Consider the following 16686-nt stretch of genomic DNA (forward strand, 5'->3'; position numbering starts at 1 on the left):
GAGGTTCGGGCAGGGTGAATTCGGCAAGCCGGCAGGCAATTGACGCAGAGCGATGGCCTCGGGTTGCGCGTATTCCAGAGGGGCGTTTCTTAGCGAAACGTGCTGAAATGATGGAACGCTCTTTTGAGCGGCTCTGCCAGGACAACGGCATTGAACTGGTTGAATCCGGTGAGTTTGTCGGAGAGTCCTTCATCACTCGGTCGACGGGTGACGCCGATTTGGCTATCGACGGTGTCGGTGGCGCCAGTTCCCGCAGTAACAGTGAATCTCCCGATGATTCCGTCACATTGCGTCCAGTCGTTTTCAGCGTCATTGATCCTGTTTTCTATTCTCGACTAGCTGATTCAGAATGGCTCGGATTGGGGGAGGCCTTTCTCGCGGGCGAGTGGTCCAGTGATGACTTGCCAGAGCTTCTCAGTCGACTGCTCAGCGCCGAGTTTGATATTGCCTCGTTGGGGCCGTTGGCACGTGGTCTGATGAAAGTCGCGCGTTCACGCCCGCGTCTCGATGGGCCCGATATGGCGGGAGAGTTGCCGACCTCATTGCTGGAGCTTTATTCCGGCGAATTGCTAATGGGTGGTTCTGGCCTGTTCGCCTCCGGAGTGCGAACCTCGTCGCGTGAACAGATTCCCAACTATGCCCGTGGTGCGGGCAAGGGTGGGGTTCCCTCGCACTGGTCAGTTGACGTGACTTATGTCGATGCCCCGAAATCCGTCGCGCGTGCTGATTTTCTGCATGCCCAGGTGCGCAATATTGAGCACATGCTCGATCTCGCTCGAGTGCGGGCTGGCGACCGTGTGGCCGAATGGCCGTCGGCAGGCGGAGAAATTGCTCTTCGGGCTGCAGAAAGGGGAGCGGGTGCGGAGGTTATTACCGTCTCAGATGACCACACCGACACGGTGCTGGAACGGGTGGAAAAGGCCGGATTGCGCGGCGCGGTCGATGTAATCCAGATGGATCGCAACATTCCGTCGCCACGCGAATTCGAGTCCGACTTCGAGGCGGTTATCAACGTCGGGCGTCTGGAGACCTTCGGCCGTGCAGGTGCGCTGCGCTGGCTGAAGAGCGCCGAGCGTCTGCTTGTCGATCGCGGCACCATCGTCGTCCAAATGGTGGTAGCTACGGACAAATTCGACGCGCTCGCCGAGCGTAGCTTGGACCTCGTACGCGCTTACGTGTGGCCCCAGCTGCAACTTTTCACGATGGAAGAGCTGCGCAAGATGGTAGACCGGGAAACCGGCCTGCGCATCGCGGCGGAAGAGTACATTCCGGCGCACTTTGCGACGACCTTGCAGCTCCAGCGCGATTTCTTTGCGGCTCATGCGCGCGAAGCCGCTGGTATCGGCTACGACAGAGTGTTCCGGAGGATGTGGAATTACTACCTGTCACTGTTTGAAGCGCTCGTGCGTGCAGAGAAAGTCACGCTCGTGCAGGTCGAACTCGTGCATGCGCCACGCAGGCCTCACTAGCAGCGGGCAGTTCCGAACGCGTTGGAAATTCGCCAGATAAATAACGCCTGCAAAAATAAATCACGTTTTTAGGCAAAACCACCTCAAGGGCGGTGTTTAGGGTCTAAAAACGAAACTATGAATGCACAGAGCACCACACGTACTGCAGACATTGTTGTCGTCGGCGCCGGACTTGCCGGATTGGTCGCGACGTATGAGGCCACGCAGGCAGGTAAGAAGGTCATCCTTGTCGATCAGGAGAACGCCAACAACCTCGGCGGACAGGCTTTCTGGTCGTTGGGAGGAATCTTTCTCGTCGACTCGCCAGAGCAGCGCCGCCTAGGAGTCAAGGACAACCGCGAGCTCGCTGAAGCTGACTGGTTCAACTCCGCGCAGTTCGACCGCGAGGAAGACAACTGGGGACGCAAGTGGGCCAAGGCCTACCTGAACTTCGCGGCGGGGGAGAAGCGCGACTACCTCCGCAATCTCGGCGTGAAGTTCCTGCCTGTCGTTGGGTGGGCGGAACGCGGTGAAGGGCGTGCCGACGGTCACGGCAACTCGGTACCCCGATTCCACTTGACCTGGGGCACAGGTCCTGAAATTGTCCGCGTTTTCGCAGAGCCGGTCGCCGCGGCTGCGAAGAAGGGGCTGGTGGAATACTGCCATCGCCACCGCGTTGACGAGGTGATTGTAGAAGACGGCCGCGCCGTCGGCGTGCGTGGCAAGATTCTGGTTCCCTGTGAATCTTTAGAGCGAGGAGTGGCGTCGTCACGCGAGGAAACAGGGGAGGACTTTGAGATCCGCGGGTCGGCCGTGTGCATTGCGACGGGCGGTGTCGGCGGCAACCTGGAAGCCGTGCGTAAGTGCTGGCCGACCGAGCGCCTGGGCGAGATGCCGAAGGACATGGTTTGCGGTGTGCCAGAGCATGTTGACGGCCGTGGCATTGAGATTGCAGAGCAAGCCGGAGCAAATCTCGTTAACCGTGACCGCATGTGGCATTACACCGAGGGCATGAAGAACTGGGATCCGGTATGGCCGAATCACGGTATTCGAATCATCCCGGGGCCGTCGGCCATGTGGTTCGACGCGGAAGGAAACCGCCTGCCTGCACCATATATTCCGGGCGCGGATACGGTTGGCACGATGAAGCACATTCTGGCTACCGGACATTCCTACTCCTGGTTTGTGCTGAATAAGAACATCGTGGCCAAGGAGTTTATCTTCTCTGGCTCAGAACAAAATCCGGACCTAACCGACAAGGAGATTAAGAAGCTGATTGGCAAGGTGACCTCTGGTGTCGCCGCGCCCATTCAGGCGTTTATGGATAACGGCGAAGACTGGGTGGTTGCCGACAATCTGCCGAAGCTGGTCGAGGGGATGAACGAGATCGTGGAAGCGAGCTCGGGCGGAGAGTCTGGTTCGGGCAGCGAGTTCGGAGCTGCAGCGCCGAAGATTGACCTGGAGAAGCTTGAGGAGCAGATCCGTCAGCGCGACATGCAGACCGGCAATCCCTTCTCCAAGGACTACCAGGTCAATTACGTCAACGTGGCCCGGAACTTCCTCGGGGACAAAATCATCCGCTCTGTGCCGCCATCACCGATTTTGGATCCGAAAAACGGCCCGCTGATTGCTATTCGTCTGCGCATGCTGACCCGCAAAACGCTCGGCGGCATTGAGACGACCCTCGACGGTCAGTGCTTGCACCCCGACGGAACTCCCTTTGAGGGGCTCTACGCCGCAGGCGAGGCCTCTGGCTTCGGTGGCGGCGGCGTCCACGGCAACAACGCACTGGAAGGTACATTCCTGGGCGGCTGTATTTTCAGTGGCCGCCAGGCAGGCCGCGCGATGGCGGAAGTGGTTAAGTAGCTACCGCATACCGGCACGGTTCGGTGGAAGAATCCGCGACTACTCCAGCCCGATGGAGAATGCACTTTCCAGATCGTGCTGAGAGTAGGTGCGGAAAGCCAGCTGAGTCTGAGTGCGAATGACGCCGTCGACCTTGCTGATGAGGTTTGGAATGATTTCCGCCAAATCATCGTGGTTAGTTGCGCGCACCACGACGACCAGGTCCCAGTCGCCAGTAACGGAGTAGACCTCAGTCACGCCGTCGATCTCGACGATGGTCTCGGCGGCCTCCGGAATCTTGTCAGCTTCGACATCGATGGACACAATTGCGGTAATCAAACTCATGGTTGCCTTTCCTCGGAGTTTAAACGTGGGGCCCGCTGAATAGCGTGGCCCGGACCGCAAGATACGCAAGATTACTCAAGATACTGCGGCCCGGAATTTCATTTCTGTCACGATTCTACTGATTTCCAGGAAACAGCCTGGAGGATCCTGACGAAAGGCGGTAAAAAGGGCGCTATGACACAAACCGCATTTCAGTCCAACCCAGTCCAGCTTTCCGGCGACCTGCCCCAGGTGGGCAACAAGGCTCCGGAGTTTACCCTCACCGGTGGCGACCTCGGTGAGGTCACCAATGAGACCTTCGCTGGTAAGAAGGTCGTCTACAACATCTTCCCGTCGGTAGACACTGGTGTTTGTGCAGCTTCGGTGCGTCACTTCAACGAGGACGCTGCTGGGCTGGACAACACCGTCGTGGTTAATGTTTCGCGTGACCTGCCGTTCGCTCTCGGCCGCTTCTGCGCTGCAGAAGGCCTGGACAACGTTGAGGTTGCCTCGGATTTCCGCCACGGTTTCGGCGAAGCATTCGGTGTTGTCCAGCAGGATGGCCCGCTCGCTGGTCTGCTTGCTCGTGCCGTAGTCATCACTGACGAAGAGGGCAAGGTTATTTACAACCAGCTGGTCGATGAGATCACCACGGAACCGGACTACGACTCCGCACTGGCTGCGCTGAAGTAATTAGCTAACTAGCTCGCAGCAGCAAGTAACCAGCTGGAATCGACGGAGCTCGTCGGCGCACTCGCTAGGCAGTTGCCTGGCGGACTTCGCCGACGAGCTCTTCTAGTACGTCCTCCAGTGCGACGATCCCGTTCACGGAATTCGCCATGCCTGCCGAGGCTGCTGAGCTCTCCGATTTTGCTGAGCTCTCCGAAGTACTATTCTCCTCCGTCACCAACGCGAAGTGAGCCTGTTCGCGCTGCATAAGCCGCATGACCGATTGGAGCTTGGCGTTCGGGCTGACGGTTGCAAAGGTGCGAATCAGATTCTGCGGGAAGGTCTGGCCGCGGTGACCGTCGTCAAGCGAAAGCAAATCCTTGACGTGAATGTAGCCGATGAAACTGCCGTCGGTATCAGTGATGGGGAAGCGGGAAAATCGCGTGCGGGCACTGAGCGCTTCGATGTCAGCGACGGTGGCGTCTGGCGCAACGGTGACGAGCGTGTCAGGTTGCATCGTGACGTCGGCGGCCGTGAGTTGCTCGAAGCCGAGGGCCTTGTGAAGGAGCGCGAGCTCGTCATTGTCGAGAAGCCCCTGACGCCCGGACTCGGCGACGAAATCCTGCACCTGACTAGCGGTGAAAGAGGAATCGACCTCGTCCTTTGGCGTGGCGCGAAGAACCTTACGAACCACGATGTTCGAGGTCGTATTCATCGCCCAGATAACCGGATTGAGTAGCCGCGCAATCACATACAGCGGAATAGCCACGAACTTCGCTGTCGGGCTGGGGGCCGCAATAGCGATGTTCTTCGGCACCATTTCGCCGACAACCATGTGTAAGAAAGTGACAATCAGCAGCGCCAACACCAGCGCAACCACGTGGGCGGTGCGCGCGGGGAGTCCAAGTGCTGTCATGTAGGGCTCGAAGAAGTGTGCAATCGCAGGCTCACCGACGGCACCGATGAGCAGGGAACAGGCGGTAATGCCAAGCTGTGTTGCCGCCAGGGAGACCGACACGTTTTCGATACCGCGCAGCGCGTACTTTGCGCTGGTAGAGCCGCTGACGGCATCCGGCTCAATTTGGTCGCGGCGAGCCGAGACCATCGCAAATTCAGCGGCGACAAACCAGGCGTTGAGGGCTAACAGCAAAATAAGAGTAAGTAGTGGCATGTTTTAGCCCTCCTGTTCGCTGTTGTGCTCGACGTGGTCGTGACTGGTGCCGTCCTGATGAGCGCCTTCATCCCTGTGCGCGACCTTGTTGCCGACGCGGTCCACCTGGACACGAATACGGCCAACGCGGTGACGCGCCATGCGCTCTACTCGGAAGGCGACTTCAGCGGTGGTAGGCAAGTTCTCCTCATCGAGGTTTTCGTGGTCGGTGGCTTCGACCGTGACAGTGTCGCCGAAGCGTGGCATGCGATCTAAGCGCTCGGTAATGAAGCCGCCAATCGTGTCGGATTCTTCGCCCTCCGGTAGAACCAGGTTCAGGATCTCTCCCAACTCGTCAGGGCGCATGAGACCGGAAACAATTACCGTATTGGGGCTAATCCGGCTGTAGAGCAACGAACGATCGTCCTGCTCGTCGTCAATTTCACCGACGATTTCCTCGACGAGATCCTCCAGCGTCACAATGCCGTCCGTACCGCCGTACTCATCGACGACCACTGCGAACTGGTATGCATCCTCCCGCAATTGACGCATCAGCGGATCAAGCGTGGTCGAATCGTTCACCACGAGCACATCTTTGGCCAGGCTCGCAGCTGACGTCGTCAAGCGTTGTGCGTGTGGCACGCTGAGCAGGTCGGTGTAGTGCACCACGCCCCGGATGTCGTCGACGCTATTGCCAACGACGGGGAAGCGTGCATGTCCAGAATCTGCGACGACCGTCAGCATCTCTGCGACACTCTGATCTTCGATAAAGATAATCTGCGTGCGTGGCGTCATCACATCAGCCGCAGTGCGCTCGCCGAACTCAATTGATCGCGCCACCAACTCGGCGGTCTGCGGGTTAATCTTTCCTTCATCGCTAGAGCGCGTGACGACGGCACGGAGTTCCTCCGCGGTTCTGGCACTGGCAACCTCTTCCTCAGGGGAGAAGCCGAGCCGTTTTAGTACCCAATTAGCCGCGCTGTTGAGCAGCCAGACCAGCCAGCCGAATGCAAACATGAAGGCATTTTGCGGCCTGACCACGAGGTTTGCGACTTTGATGGGCTCGGCGATGGCCCAGTTTTTGGGAACGAGTTCACCAAAGACCATTTGAGTGAAGGTTGCGATAATGAAAGCGCCCGTAGTGCTGATTGCAGTGACGGTGGCGGGAGAGACGCTAGTGCCACCAAAAGCGGCTTCGAGGAGCACGCCGAGGGAAGGACCGGTAAGAAAACCAGCGACGAGGCTGGTGACCGTAATTCCCAGCTGTGCGCCGGAGAGGTTAGTAGAGGTGCGTGATAGGGCGCGGTCTACTAAATATGCGGACTTTGAGCCGGCGTTTGCGGCCTTCTTGACGTCATTCCTATTAACCGTGAGGTAGGAAAACTCGACAGCAACGAAAACTGCGTTGGCGAAAACGAGAAAAAGAAAAGCTGCGAATACAATGAGCGCGGATACAATCACGCGGCATCACCTGGAGTGTTTGCTGCGTTCGCTGAGGATGTTGCGGTTGCTACGGTTATTGCGCTTACTGCGGCTACAGAGAGCCCGTTTACCTTGGTTCGAGGCTCAGGGTCGTCGGACGAGTCAGCTCTATCTGACGTGTCTGACGTATCGGGTCTGTCGGAGCTACTGGATGTGTCTGAGAAATCAGGCATGAGGGAATTTTACAAAAAATTCCTGAATAGCCGTGTAGCGAAAAATAGTTGTTTGCTGAGTTGATCCACTGAGCGGTCCTACTTGGCAGATTTACTGAGCGAAACTGGCATGACGACGGGCAAATGGGGAGGATGGGACGTTATGGTCAAAATGTCATAATGTATATTATCGGACAAATATTGACAGTGGTCAGTCCTGGGGGTCTGAATTTCTAGGCTGCCACGTTTTCCGCCGCCGCGTTCTTCCTTGGCGCTTGTTCCATGCTGTCGGGCTTATTGTTCATTGGTCTTGGTGTCTGCTGCAAGCTCATCCGCGTTGCGGACGGCAATCTCTTCCCGTAGTCGCTTGTTCTGCCACAGCGTCATGCCAATCAGAAATATGCCAACAGCCACGAGCCACCACACGCCTTTGTAGGCTACGAATGCAATGAAGATAATCAGTAGCACCATTCGCACCTTTCGTGCGAGCAACATTGCTTCGTAGGTGGTCATATTGTTGCGGCTCCCAACTGGCCTATCAAAATTGTTTTTGGCGGGACTTCTGTGGTGTGTGACTAAATGGCTTTATTGCGTCACAGTGACGAAACGGGGCATATTTTCGCTGGCTAGAAGCCTCTTTTAGATTCGTTCTCGTGCGATCAATCTTTAGATGGCCGTGCCTGCTAGCCGAAACCTACGTGTCCTGCTTCTCCGCGACAATGCGTAGATTGAGTTCGCCGTTCTCCTCGATGGATGCAGCTACAAACTGTGGCAGGCGCACGTTGTAATCCAGGCGGTTGATTGGCAAGGTGCCCGACAGCAAAACCAGGTTTTCGGTGCGAGCGACCTTCATTGGCACGGTGACATCATTGGTGACACCGCGAATAGTCAGGCGTCCCGGAATCTCGATATTTGCCCATTGGCCGTTATCTGGAATGCTTGAAATATCGAGCGGCTCTGCAAGCTCAAACTTAGCTTCTGGGTACTGCTCAACGCTAAAAATATTGTTGCGGACATTGATGTCACGACGTTCAATATCGCTAGTCAGAGTTGCCATGTCAACAACAATGGATGCGTCCTCAAGATTGTTGTTAGCAACCTTCAGCTCGCCAGTGACTTCGTGGGTGGAACCGGACGTCGTCCGCCTACTGCCTGGCAGCACCTCGTTAAAAGTAAAGCCAACGGAGGTGTTCTGTGAGTTATCGCCACCGACAATCTTCCAGGTGCCATTCGCGTCAGTCGTTGCTGCAGGCAGCTCGTTAGCCTCGAAATCCCCAGTACGCACCCCTTCATGCGTGAAAACGCGATACAAAACTGGTCCCACAATAACAATTGCGAGCGCAACAACTGCAACGGCTATCAAAGTAATAATTGATTTACGGACACCAGAATTCATAGTGCTCATCCTATCCTTTTAATCCGCTATGGGATAAACCGTTCCACCTCACGCGTTTTCATAATCAATTCCTGCGTAATCTCCTGTAGGACGGAAGTCTCCATGCCGTCGTCAAGCGCGGTGCGCAAGTCTTCGGCGAGACAACGTACTTCGAAGAGCCCGTCCCCTATTCGCTTTACGACGTCATCGCCCGCCGACCTGCTCGTGGCATCGGCGGTCTTCAGCTTGAGATCCGAATTGATTCGTTCGGCAATCGGCCTGGAGGCGCCTTTTGCTACGCCGGTGCGTTTTTCATACGCGCGCTGCCGGCAGGCTTGGCTGCAGAATTTGCGCCGGCGACCGCGGATCGCGACCTCCATTTCGCGGCCACACCACTGGCAATTGGCGATAGTTGTGCTCGGCTTTTGATCTGACACAGAAGTCAATTATGGCATGAATGCTGACTAAGGCGTTATAATGTGTGGTCTAGTATTTCTACCAAAGGGGGCACGTTCCACATGGCAGATCGAGTTCTTCGTGGCAGTCGCATGGGCGCCGTTTCGTATGAGACCGATCGCGATCATGACCTCGCGCCGCGAATGATGGTCCGCTACCGCACTGAATCCGGTGAGATCTTCGAGGTCCCATTCGCGGATGACGCGGAAATTCCAGGTGAATGGCTGTGCAAGAATGGCCAGATTGGTGAGCTGGTTGAAGGCGAAGGCACTGAAGCTAAGCCGGTGAAGCCGCCGAGGACTCACTGGGACATGCTCCGTGAGCGCCGCTCCATTGAGGAGCTCGACGTGCTGCTGGATGAGCGCGTTGACTTGCTGCGCAAGCGTCGTCGTAACGCCGCTCGCCTGCTGAAGGCTCAGAAGGAAGCCGAAGAGGCAGAGAAGAACGCGTAAGGTTTGAGCTGGTTAGGTTCGAGCTTTAGAGCTTTGTAGCCGTCAATCAAACACTGAAATTCGGGTCCGGATAAGGTTTTTCTCCTTATTCGGGCCCGTTTTTCGTTGGTGGCTGGCTGCGGCGGGCCGAGCCGAGTTACTGACTGCGTTTATGACAAAAATGGCCTGAAAAATGGCCTGAAACTGTCATAAACTAAGTCAGTTTCACATTTGCAGCCTGTAGTCATACATGCAGCCTGCATTCGTACATGCAGCCCGTATTCATACGTGCAGCCCGCAATTTTTGTGGTTGCAATTTTTAGGGTTGCCCTACTTGCGGAATCGCTGCTTAAACTCGTGACCAGCCAGGCGACCAATCTCCGACCCCAGGTTTTTTACCTGCTGTGAGCGGTGCTTGAATCCCCACTTGGTGACCTGCAGCAGAGACTGCTTCACAAAGCTGCCATCCATCTTGGACTCGCCGTACTCGCGCTCAGTAAAGGTGATCGGAACCTCTTCCACCAGGAAGCCCGCCTGCACAGCCTCAAAGGCGAGCTCGGTCTGGAACAGGTACGCAGCCTTGCCAATGTTCTCGAGGTCGAGGGTCTCGAGAACTTCCCGTCGATAAGCACGGTAGCCAGCGGTGATATCCGAGATGCCCGCGCCGAGCGCCATCGAGATGTAGAGGTTGCCGCCGCGGGAGAGAACCTGACGGCTCATTGGCCAGTTGACGGTCTTGCCTCCCGGAATGTAGCGGGAGCCGATGACGACATCGGCACCGTCCTCGAGCTTCTCCAGCAGCAGATGGAACTGCTCTGGTGCGTGGGAGCCATCGGCATCCATCTCGCAGAGAACCTCGTAGTCGCGCTCGAGACCCCAAGCGAAACCCGCGCGGTACGCACCCCAGAGACCGCCCTTGCCCTCGCGGTGCAGGACGTAGATGTGCTCTTTCCCGTTGTTGTCCGCCTTGTCAGCGGCAGCGATTTCATCGGCGAGCTCACCGGTGCCGTCTGGTGAAGAGTCATCGACAACCAAAATGTCGACGCTCGGCTCCGCTGCGCGCAAGCGTGCGATCACGCCCGGCAGGTTTTCCCGCTCGTTGAAAGTGGGAATGACAACCAGCGTCGACTCATTTAGGGCAGTCACTCGTGATTCTCCTTAGTGCATGTTCTGCTCAGTATCCCGGCCATCAACTTCATCTGCGCCTGCCCTGGCATCTCCGCCACGGCGACGCAGGACGGCACCAACCACACAAAGAATACCGAATGCAGTCAGTAGACCTTCAATCCACGTCCCGAAGCGGGCTGCAAAAGTCAGGTGGGAGTACTGCGGCAAAGTCTCGGTGAGTACCTTCTGCTCGAAGATTTTGCTCTGCTTTACGACGTCTCCGTGCGCATCCACAATAGCGCTCACACCGCTGGTTGCGGCGACAGCCGTGGAGCGTTGGAACTCCATGGCTCGCATGCGGCTCATGGCCAGCTGTTGGTAAGTCATATCGGTGAAACCGAAGGTGGCGTTATTCGTGGGTGTGGCAAGCATAGTTGCGCCGTGGTTGACCGCGTTGCGGAAGGCCCCGTCGAAGACCACTTCGTAGCAGGTCGCCAGGCCCAGGTGGACCTTTTTTAAACCATCGGTGCCAGGTGTTGTGACCACAGCATCGCCGTTGCCCGGGGTCATGTCTCCGGCGTGAGCGACCATGTCGGAAAAGTGACGGAGTAGTTCGCGGAATGGCATGGTCTCGCCGAAGGGCTGGAGATAGATTTTCTCGTGCTGGTCGCCGGGGCCGGTCTGTGGATCCCAGACCACCATGGTGTTTTGCACCCCATTGGTGTAGGTAAAGGTGCCGACCACGATGGGGGCGCCAATATTCATCGCGGCATTTTCGATAATGCGTGCCGCTTCCCCATCCGTAAACGGGCTGACATCGGAGGAGTTTTCAGGCCAGATGACGATGTCCGGCTGCTGTTCCTTACCTTGGTGGACACGTCGTGCCAGTTCATTGGTGGCATCGGCGTGGTTTTGCAGTACTGCGCGGCGCTGGGCATTGAACTCTAAACCGAGGCGAGGAACATTGCCCTGGATAACCGCGACACGGGCGTTGTCAGCGGCCGTAGGTTCAGGCAGTGGTTGGGTCCACGCAGGAAGAGCCCAGCCGACGAATAACGCTCCCACCAAAAGCGCGGCGGAGGTTGCGTAGGAACGTAGCGTGAGCGCGACCAGTCCCGCACCAACGCAAGCAGCGAGGAAAGTGACCAATGCGGTACTGCCGATTGCCACTGCTGGGGCCAGCGGGCCGTCGACTTGCCCCCAGGCAACGCGGAGCCAGGGGAAGCCTCCGAAAGGCCAGCGGGCCAGCAGCGCCTCCCCGGCTACGAGCGCAGCGGCCATGCCAGGGAGCTTCAGCGCGAGGGGGAAACTGGATTGGGCAATCAGCCACATCGCAAGCGCCGCCGGAATTGTGAGGAGACCCAGCACAATTGAGAGCGCCACGTAGGGGCCAATACCGACGAAGGAGCCGATCCACGGCAGTGAGAAAAGCGCCGTCGCTGTTGCCCAGCTGAAGCCCCCCACTACGCTGGATTTCCAATCGGCTGCGCAGAAGAAGGCAAAAATGAGCAGGGCGAGGCCGACCCAGGCGGTCCACCACCAGCTCAGGGGTGCGTAGCTTAAGAATTGCAATCCACCAGCGAGGATTGCAATGAAGGCGAGAAGGAGGCGCTGCTTTAGTGGGGTAAGCGCGCGAAAGCGCGCCTGCCAGCGACTCGGATTCTCCGGAGTGTCTTTCGAAGCGTCTTTCGGAGCAAAGTCCCCGTGCTCGCTGGAGCGCGCTTGACGGTTAGTGTGCACTTGTATAAAAGAACTCTCTACGTCCGCGAGTATTCGAGTTAGCGCTTGTCGCTGTCGTCCTGGTCATGATCCCAGGCGTTGTCCGGCGCCGGTGGCACGATTTTATCCTGTGGGAAGCTCTTGCCATCCGCGCCCGGGAAACCACCAGAGAATCCAGGGAACCCCGAAAAGCCGCCAGCACCAGCGCCAGCTCCTGGAGTACCTGGGTTCATGCCGTACTGAGAGACCACCATCATGCTGCGGTCACTGAAGTTGCGGAGTCCGTTGAGCAGCGCCACCGATCCGCTCTTACGAATCAGCCAGCGAGTCGGCGGTAGCACCATGAGGAAACCAACAACGGTGGTGACGACGCCCGGCAGGGCAATCAGCCACGAGCCAACCAATAGAATTGCCGAGTCAGCCACAAAGTGTCCCGCGCCCTTTGCCGAGCGCTTGATTGCCTCCTCCGGATGCTTCTGTCCGTACTCGGTAAGAGTACGAGAAGTATCCAGCAGCAACTTCTGGTAGATGCGCTTGAACTCGATAGCGGCGAAGACCAACCCCACAATGAACAGGCCCAAAACCAATAGGACGGTCCAGCCGTAGCCAATCCATTCACCGAGTGCGATAAAGGCCGCAATCTCGACAATGAGGTAAATAATTGTGAACCACTTGCTCATAGTTCCCCAGTGTAACCGCCACTAGATGAGCAAGTGGTTAGGGCTATCGGCCGGTTCTCTTGTCGTCATCTAGCCGGCTGTAGCGGCAAGTTAGATGACGCCTAGCGCTCGCCTACCGGTCAGCTCGCTCCTCCAAGTCGCCCTCTGTATCCAGGTAGGTCTGGCGCAACAGATCCATGCGTTCCTGGTCAGGGTTTTCCCACATACCGCGCTCGGCGGCCTCCATCAGGCGCTCGGAAATATCGTGCAGAGCCCACGGATTCGACTGTTCAAAGAACTCGCGGTTTTCCGGGTTCGCAACGTACTCGTCGGTAAGCGTTTCGTACATCCAGTCATCCATGACCTGTGCCGTCGCGTCGTAACCGAAGAGGTAATCGACCGTTGCAGCCATTTCGAAGGCACCCTTGTAGCCGTGGTTACGCATGGCTTGCATCCAGCGTGGGTTGACTACGCGGGCTCGGAAGACACGTCGCGTTTCCTCGTGCAGGGTGCGGGTGCGCACGGCGTCCGGGCGCGTGGAATCGCCCACATACGCCTCTGGAGCGGAACCCGTCAGCGCACGGACCGTGGCGATCATGCCACCGTGGAACTGGAAGTAGTCATCGGAGTCGGCGATGTCGTGCTCACGGGTATCGGCATTCTTCGCGGCAACCTGAATACGGCGGTAGGCCGTCTTCATATCGTCAGCAGCCTCTTCCCCATCGACGCCGCGACCATAGGCGTAGCCGCCCCAGGTCGTGTAAACCTTCGCCAGATCCGCGTCATCGCGCCAGGAACCGGAATCGATTAGCTGCAGCAAACCAGCTCCATAGGTGCCCGGCTTGGAACCGAAGATACGGCGCGGACGCTCCTGCTGGTCGGCCTTCGCATGTGCGCGCACGTAGTTGTCCTCATCGGATTCATCAAGCTTGACGACGAGCTGAAACGCATCATCCAAAAGGTCAATAACATGCGGAAACGCATCACGGAAGAAACCGGAAATGCGGACGGTCACGTCAATGCGCGGACGCCCCAGTTCCTCCAGCGGAATTGGCTCAAGGCCGACGATACGGCGAGATGCGTCATCCCACACCGGATGCACACCAATCAGCGCGAGCACCTCGGCGATGTCATCGCCAGAAGTACGCATGGCGGAAGTGCCCCACACCGACAGGCCAACCGACTTGGGATACTCGCCGTGGTCGGCGCGGTAGCGCTCGATCAGGCCATCGGCGAGGTTGACACCGGTTTCCCAAGCCAGGCGCGACGGCACCGCCTTGGGGTCGACCGAGTAGAAGTTGCGGGCAGTCGGCAGTACGTTGACCAGACCGCGCAACGGCGAGCCGGAGGGGCCAGCCGGAACGAACTCGCCGTCCAAGGCCGCAAGAATGCGCGGAATCTCCTCGCTGGTAGCGGCCAGGCGCGGGAGAATTTCGTCGCGGGTGAACTGCAGCAGCTCGACAACCTGATCGAGGCCGTTCGGTGCCGCGATATCGGCAAATTCCTCGGAGCCGAGAACATCAGCCGCGATCTGTGCCACTGGTTGGTCAGGATTCTTCACCACGGCGGTTACCAACGCCGTAGCCAGTGCATCGATGGAGTCCACAGTGTGGCGCTCGTCGGTGCCGTCCTCGGCCAGGCCGAGAGCTTCGCGCAGGCCCGGCAGCGTCTGCTTGCCTCCCCACAGCTGGCGGGCGCGCAGCATGGTGGTCACAGTGCCGATCAGGGATTCGTCTTCCGGTGCCTGGCTGAGTACGTGGAGGCCACCTCGGATGGCGACGTCCTTAATCTCGCAGAGCCAGCCGTCGACATGCATAAGCATGTCATCGAAGACCTCCTCGTCCGGACGCTCGTCCCATCCGAGGTCGCGGTCCATCTTCGCGGCGGTCAGCAGCGTCCAAATCTCCTGACGGATAGCCGGCAGCTTGGCTGGGTCCATGGCGGAGATGTTCTGGTGCTCGTCGAGAAGCTGCTCCAGACGGGTGATGTCACCGTAAGATTCGGCGCGGGCCATCGGCGGAATGAGGTGGTCGACAAGCGTGGCGTGAGCACGACGCTTGGCCTGTGTGCCCTCACCCGGGTCGTTGACCAGGAAGGGGTAAATCATCGGCAGCTCGCCGATGGCAGCATCCGGGCCACAGGAGGCGGAAAGACCGACGGTCTTGCCCGGCAGCCACTCCAGGTTGCCGTGCTTGCCCATGTGAACCACGGCATCGGCGCCGAAACCGCCCTCCGACTGCGGCAGCGACAGGAAGCGGTAGCAAGCCAGGTAGTGATGTGTCGGCGGCAGGTCCGGGTCGTGGTAGATACCCACCGGGTTGTCACCGAAACCGCGCGGTGGCTGCACCATGACCACGACATTGCCGAAGGCCAGGCCCGCAATGTAGATGTCCTGGGTATCCGGGTGAACGTACAGGGTGCCCGGCGCGGCACCCCACTTGTCCTGCATGTCGGAGCGGAGTTCCTCCGGCAAGGTAGCGAAGAACTTCTCGTAGGTGGCAGCGGGCAGGCGGAGCTCGGCTGCCTCCATAACTTCCTCGGTCAGCCAATCCGGGTCCTGGCCGCCGGCATCGATGATGGCGTGCATGAACGCATCTGGTTCATCGGCGCCATCCTCGGCGGTGGCGTATCCGGGGATTTTGGTGGTGTCGCCGAGATTGTATCCGGCGTCGGCAAGCGCGTGCAGCACCTCTAACGTGGATGCTGGTGTGTCCAGGCCGACGGCGTTGCCGATGCGGGCGTGCTTGGTCGGGTACGCAGAGAGCATGACGGCGATGCGCTTGTCAGCGTTGCCGATGTGGCGAAGTGCGGCGTAGCGGGTAGCGATGCCGGCGAGGCGGTCGCAGCGCTCAAGGTCGGGGACGTAGGAAATGAGCTCGTCGGAGTCGATTTCCTTAAACGAGAACGCGACCGAGATGATGCGGCCGTCGAATTCGGGGACGGCGACCTGTGTTGCGACGTCCAGCGGTGACAGACCCTCGTCGTTGTCTTCCCATGCCGCCTTGGAGGATGTCAGAGCCAACCCCTGGATGATGGGGATGTTGAGGTCTGCGAGTGCGGCGACATCCCAGCCGTCGTCGTCCTGACCGGCCTGTGCGAGTGCCGGGCGGTTGCCACCAGCGGCGAGCACCGTGGTGATAAGCGCGTCGCAGGATGCCATCTCTGCTAACAGTTCATCGCTGGCGGTGCGCAGGGACGCGGCGAAGATGGGCTTGGCGACGTAGCCGCGAGCCTCGACTGCGTCAGCGAGCGCCTCAATGTAGTGCGTATTTCCAGCCAGGTGTTGGGCGCGGTAATAGATAATGCCGACGGTGCCACGCGAATCTTCCGTGGCCACCTTGGAGTCGCGCTCCAGGAAACCCCAGGCCGGCATGCGAGTGGGCTCTTCAAAGCCAAGACCGGTCAGAAGCAGCGTGTCCGACAGGAAATTGTGCAGCTGTGCGAGGTTTTTCGCGCCGCCTTCCGCCAGGTAGATGTGCGTTTGCGTGGTGACGTTTGCGGGAACCGTCGAGTACTCGGTGAGTTCGGCATCGGGCGCCTGCTCACCCGAGACGAGGACGGTGGGAATACCGGAGTTCACAAAGTAGTCGATGCCGGATTCCCAGGCGCGGCGGCCACCGAGAAGTCGGATGATGACGACATCGGCGCCGTCGGCAAGCGTGGGCAAATCATCGTCGAGCAGACGCGCCGGGTTTGCCCAACGGTAGGACACCTCCGGGTTGGCCTGAGTGGCCGCGCGGGCGGACAGAAGGTCGGTATCCGAGGTCGACAGCAGCAGAATCACGGTGTAGTCATTCACTTCCTGGGGAGCAACGCGTCCCCGGTCGGCGGGAGTCTGCCTTCTAACCGATGACGAGGTCTGACTGTGA

At 58.6% G+C, this 16686-nt stretch carries 14 protein-coding genes; 4 read left to right on the forward strand and 10 right to left on the reverse strand.

What is annotated here, in order from left to right; genetic code table 11:
- The first annotated feature begins 14 nt into the window (after window positions 1-14).
- Entirely contained in the window at window positions 15-1469 is a 1455-nt protein-coding gene (locus HMPREF3042_RS00290) for a class I SAM-dependent methyltransferase (RefSeq protein WP_070855760.1), read from the forward strand.
- Between the two features lie 117 nt (window positions 1470-1586).
- Window positions 1587-3314, forward strand: coding sequence for an FAD-binding dehydrogenase (locus HMPREF3042_RS00295; RefSeq protein WP_070855761.1), 1728 nt, complete (start codon window positions 1587-1589; stop codon window positions 3312-3314).
- Window positions 3315-3353: 39 nt separating this feature from the next.
- Here the strand turns inward: HMPREF3042_RS00295 and HMPREF3042_RS00300 are convergent, their stop codons facing one another.
- Window positions 3354-3638: an Lrp/AsnC family transcriptional regulator gene (locus tag HMPREF3042_RS00300; RefSeq protein WP_005511316.1), complete on the reverse strand. Its 285-nt coding sequence runs from the start codon at window positions 3636-3638 to the stop codon at window positions 3354-3356.
- 174 nt (window positions 3639-3812) lie between these two features.
- Between HMPREF3042_RS00300 and tpx the strand changes: the two genes are divergently transcribed.
- A complete protein-coding gene (gene tpx / locus HMPREF3042_RS00305; RefSeq protein ID WP_070851959.1) occupies window positions 3813-4310 on the forward strand; it encodes a thiol peroxidase in 498 nt (165 codons plus the stop codon).
- A 64-nt stretch (window positions 4311-4374) separates the two neighbouring features.
- Here the strand turns inward: tpx and HMPREF3042_RS00310 are convergent, their stop codons facing one another.
- The 5 genes from HMPREF3042_RS00310 to HMPREF3042_RS00330 all read right to left on the reverse strand — a co-directional run bounded on the left by HMPREF3042_RS00310 (window position 4375) and on the right by HMPREF3042_RS00330 (window position 8882).
- Window positions 4375-5457, reverse strand: coding sequence for a hemolysin family protein (locus tag HMPREF3042_RS00310; protein WP_070855762.1), 1083 nt, complete (start codon window positions 5455-5457; stop codon window positions 4375-4377).
- 3 nt (window positions 5458-5460) lie between these two features.
- The gene (locus HMPREF3042_RS00315) at window positions 5461-6897 is read right to left on the reverse strand and encodes a hemolysin family protein (RefSeq protein ID WP_070855763.1); all 1437 of its coding nucleotides are present in this window, start codon (window positions 6895-6897) and stop codon (window positions 5461-5463) included.
- Window positions 6898-7364: 467 nt separating this feature from the next.
- Window positions 7365-7583 (reverse strand): hypothetical protein, encoded by a 219-nt coding sequence (locus tag HMPREF3042_RS00320; protein WP_070855764.1) that lies wholly within the window; start codon window positions 7581-7583, stop codon window positions 7365-7367.
- Window positions 7584-7764: 181 nt separating this feature from the next.
- On the reverse strand, window positions 7765-8475 hold the full coding sequence (locus tag HMPREF3042_RS00325; protein WP_070855765.1) for a YceI family protein: 711 nt from the start codon (window positions 8473-8475) through the stop codon (window positions 7765-7767).
- Window positions 8476-8492: 17 nt separating this feature from the next.
- A complete protein-coding gene (locus HMPREF3042_RS00330; RefSeq protein WP_246822276.1) occupies window positions 8493-8882 on the reverse strand; it encodes a hypothetical protein in 390 nt (129 codons plus the stop codon).
- A gap of 81 nt (window positions 8883-8963) precedes the next feature.
- Here HMPREF3042_RS00330 and HMPREF3042_RS00335 point away from each other — a divergent pair, with 81 nt between their 5' ends.
- Entirely contained in the window at window positions 8964-9353 is a 390-nt protein-coding gene (locus HMPREF3042_RS00335) for an RNA polymerase-binding protein RbpA (RefSeq protein WP_005511311.1), read from the forward strand.
- Between the two features lie 309 nt (window positions 9354-9662).
- Here the strand turns inward: HMPREF3042_RS00335 and HMPREF3042_RS00340 are convergent, their stop codons facing one another.
- The 4 genes from HMPREF3042_RS00340 to cobN all read right to left on the reverse strand — a co-directional run bounded on the left by HMPREF3042_RS00340 (window position 9663) and on the right by cobN (window position 16601).
- Window positions 9663-10478 (reverse strand): polyprenol monophosphomannose synthase, encoded by an 816-nt coding sequence (locus HMPREF3042_RS00340; protein WP_070855767.1) that lies wholly within the window; start codon window positions 10476-10478, stop codon window positions 9663-9665.
- A 12-nt stretch (window positions 10479-10490) separates the two neighbouring features.
- Complete coding sequence (lnt, locus tag HMPREF3042_RS00345) at window positions 10491-12179, reverse strand: apolipoprotein N-acyltransferase (RefSeq protein ID WP_070601418.1); 1689 nt, start codon at window positions 12177-12179, stop codon at window positions 10491-10493.
- Between the two features lie 38 nt (window positions 12180-12217).
- Window positions 12218-12838 carry an FxsA family protein gene (locus HMPREF3042_RS00350; protein WP_070601419.1) on the reverse strand — a complete coding sequence of 207 codons (621 nt, stop codon included), beginning with the start codon at window positions 12836-12838 and terminating at the stop codon, window positions 12218-12220.
- A 112-nt stretch (window positions 12839-12950) separates the two neighbouring features.
- The gene (gene cobN, locus HMPREF3042_RS00355) at window positions 12951-16601 is read right to left on the reverse strand and encodes a cobaltochelatase subunit CobN (protein WP_070855768.1); all 3651 of its coding nucleotides are present in this window, start codon (window positions 16599-16601) and stop codon (window positions 12951-12953) included.
- Between the last annotated feature and the right edge of the window lie 85 nt (window positions 16602-16686).

This window comes from Corynebacterium sp. HMSC074C05, from assembly GCF_001838325.1.
In the GTDB taxonomy this organism is placed as follows: Bacteria; Actinomycetota; Actinomycetes; order Mycobacteriales; family Mycobacteriaceae; genus Corynebacterium; species Corynebacterium amycolatum.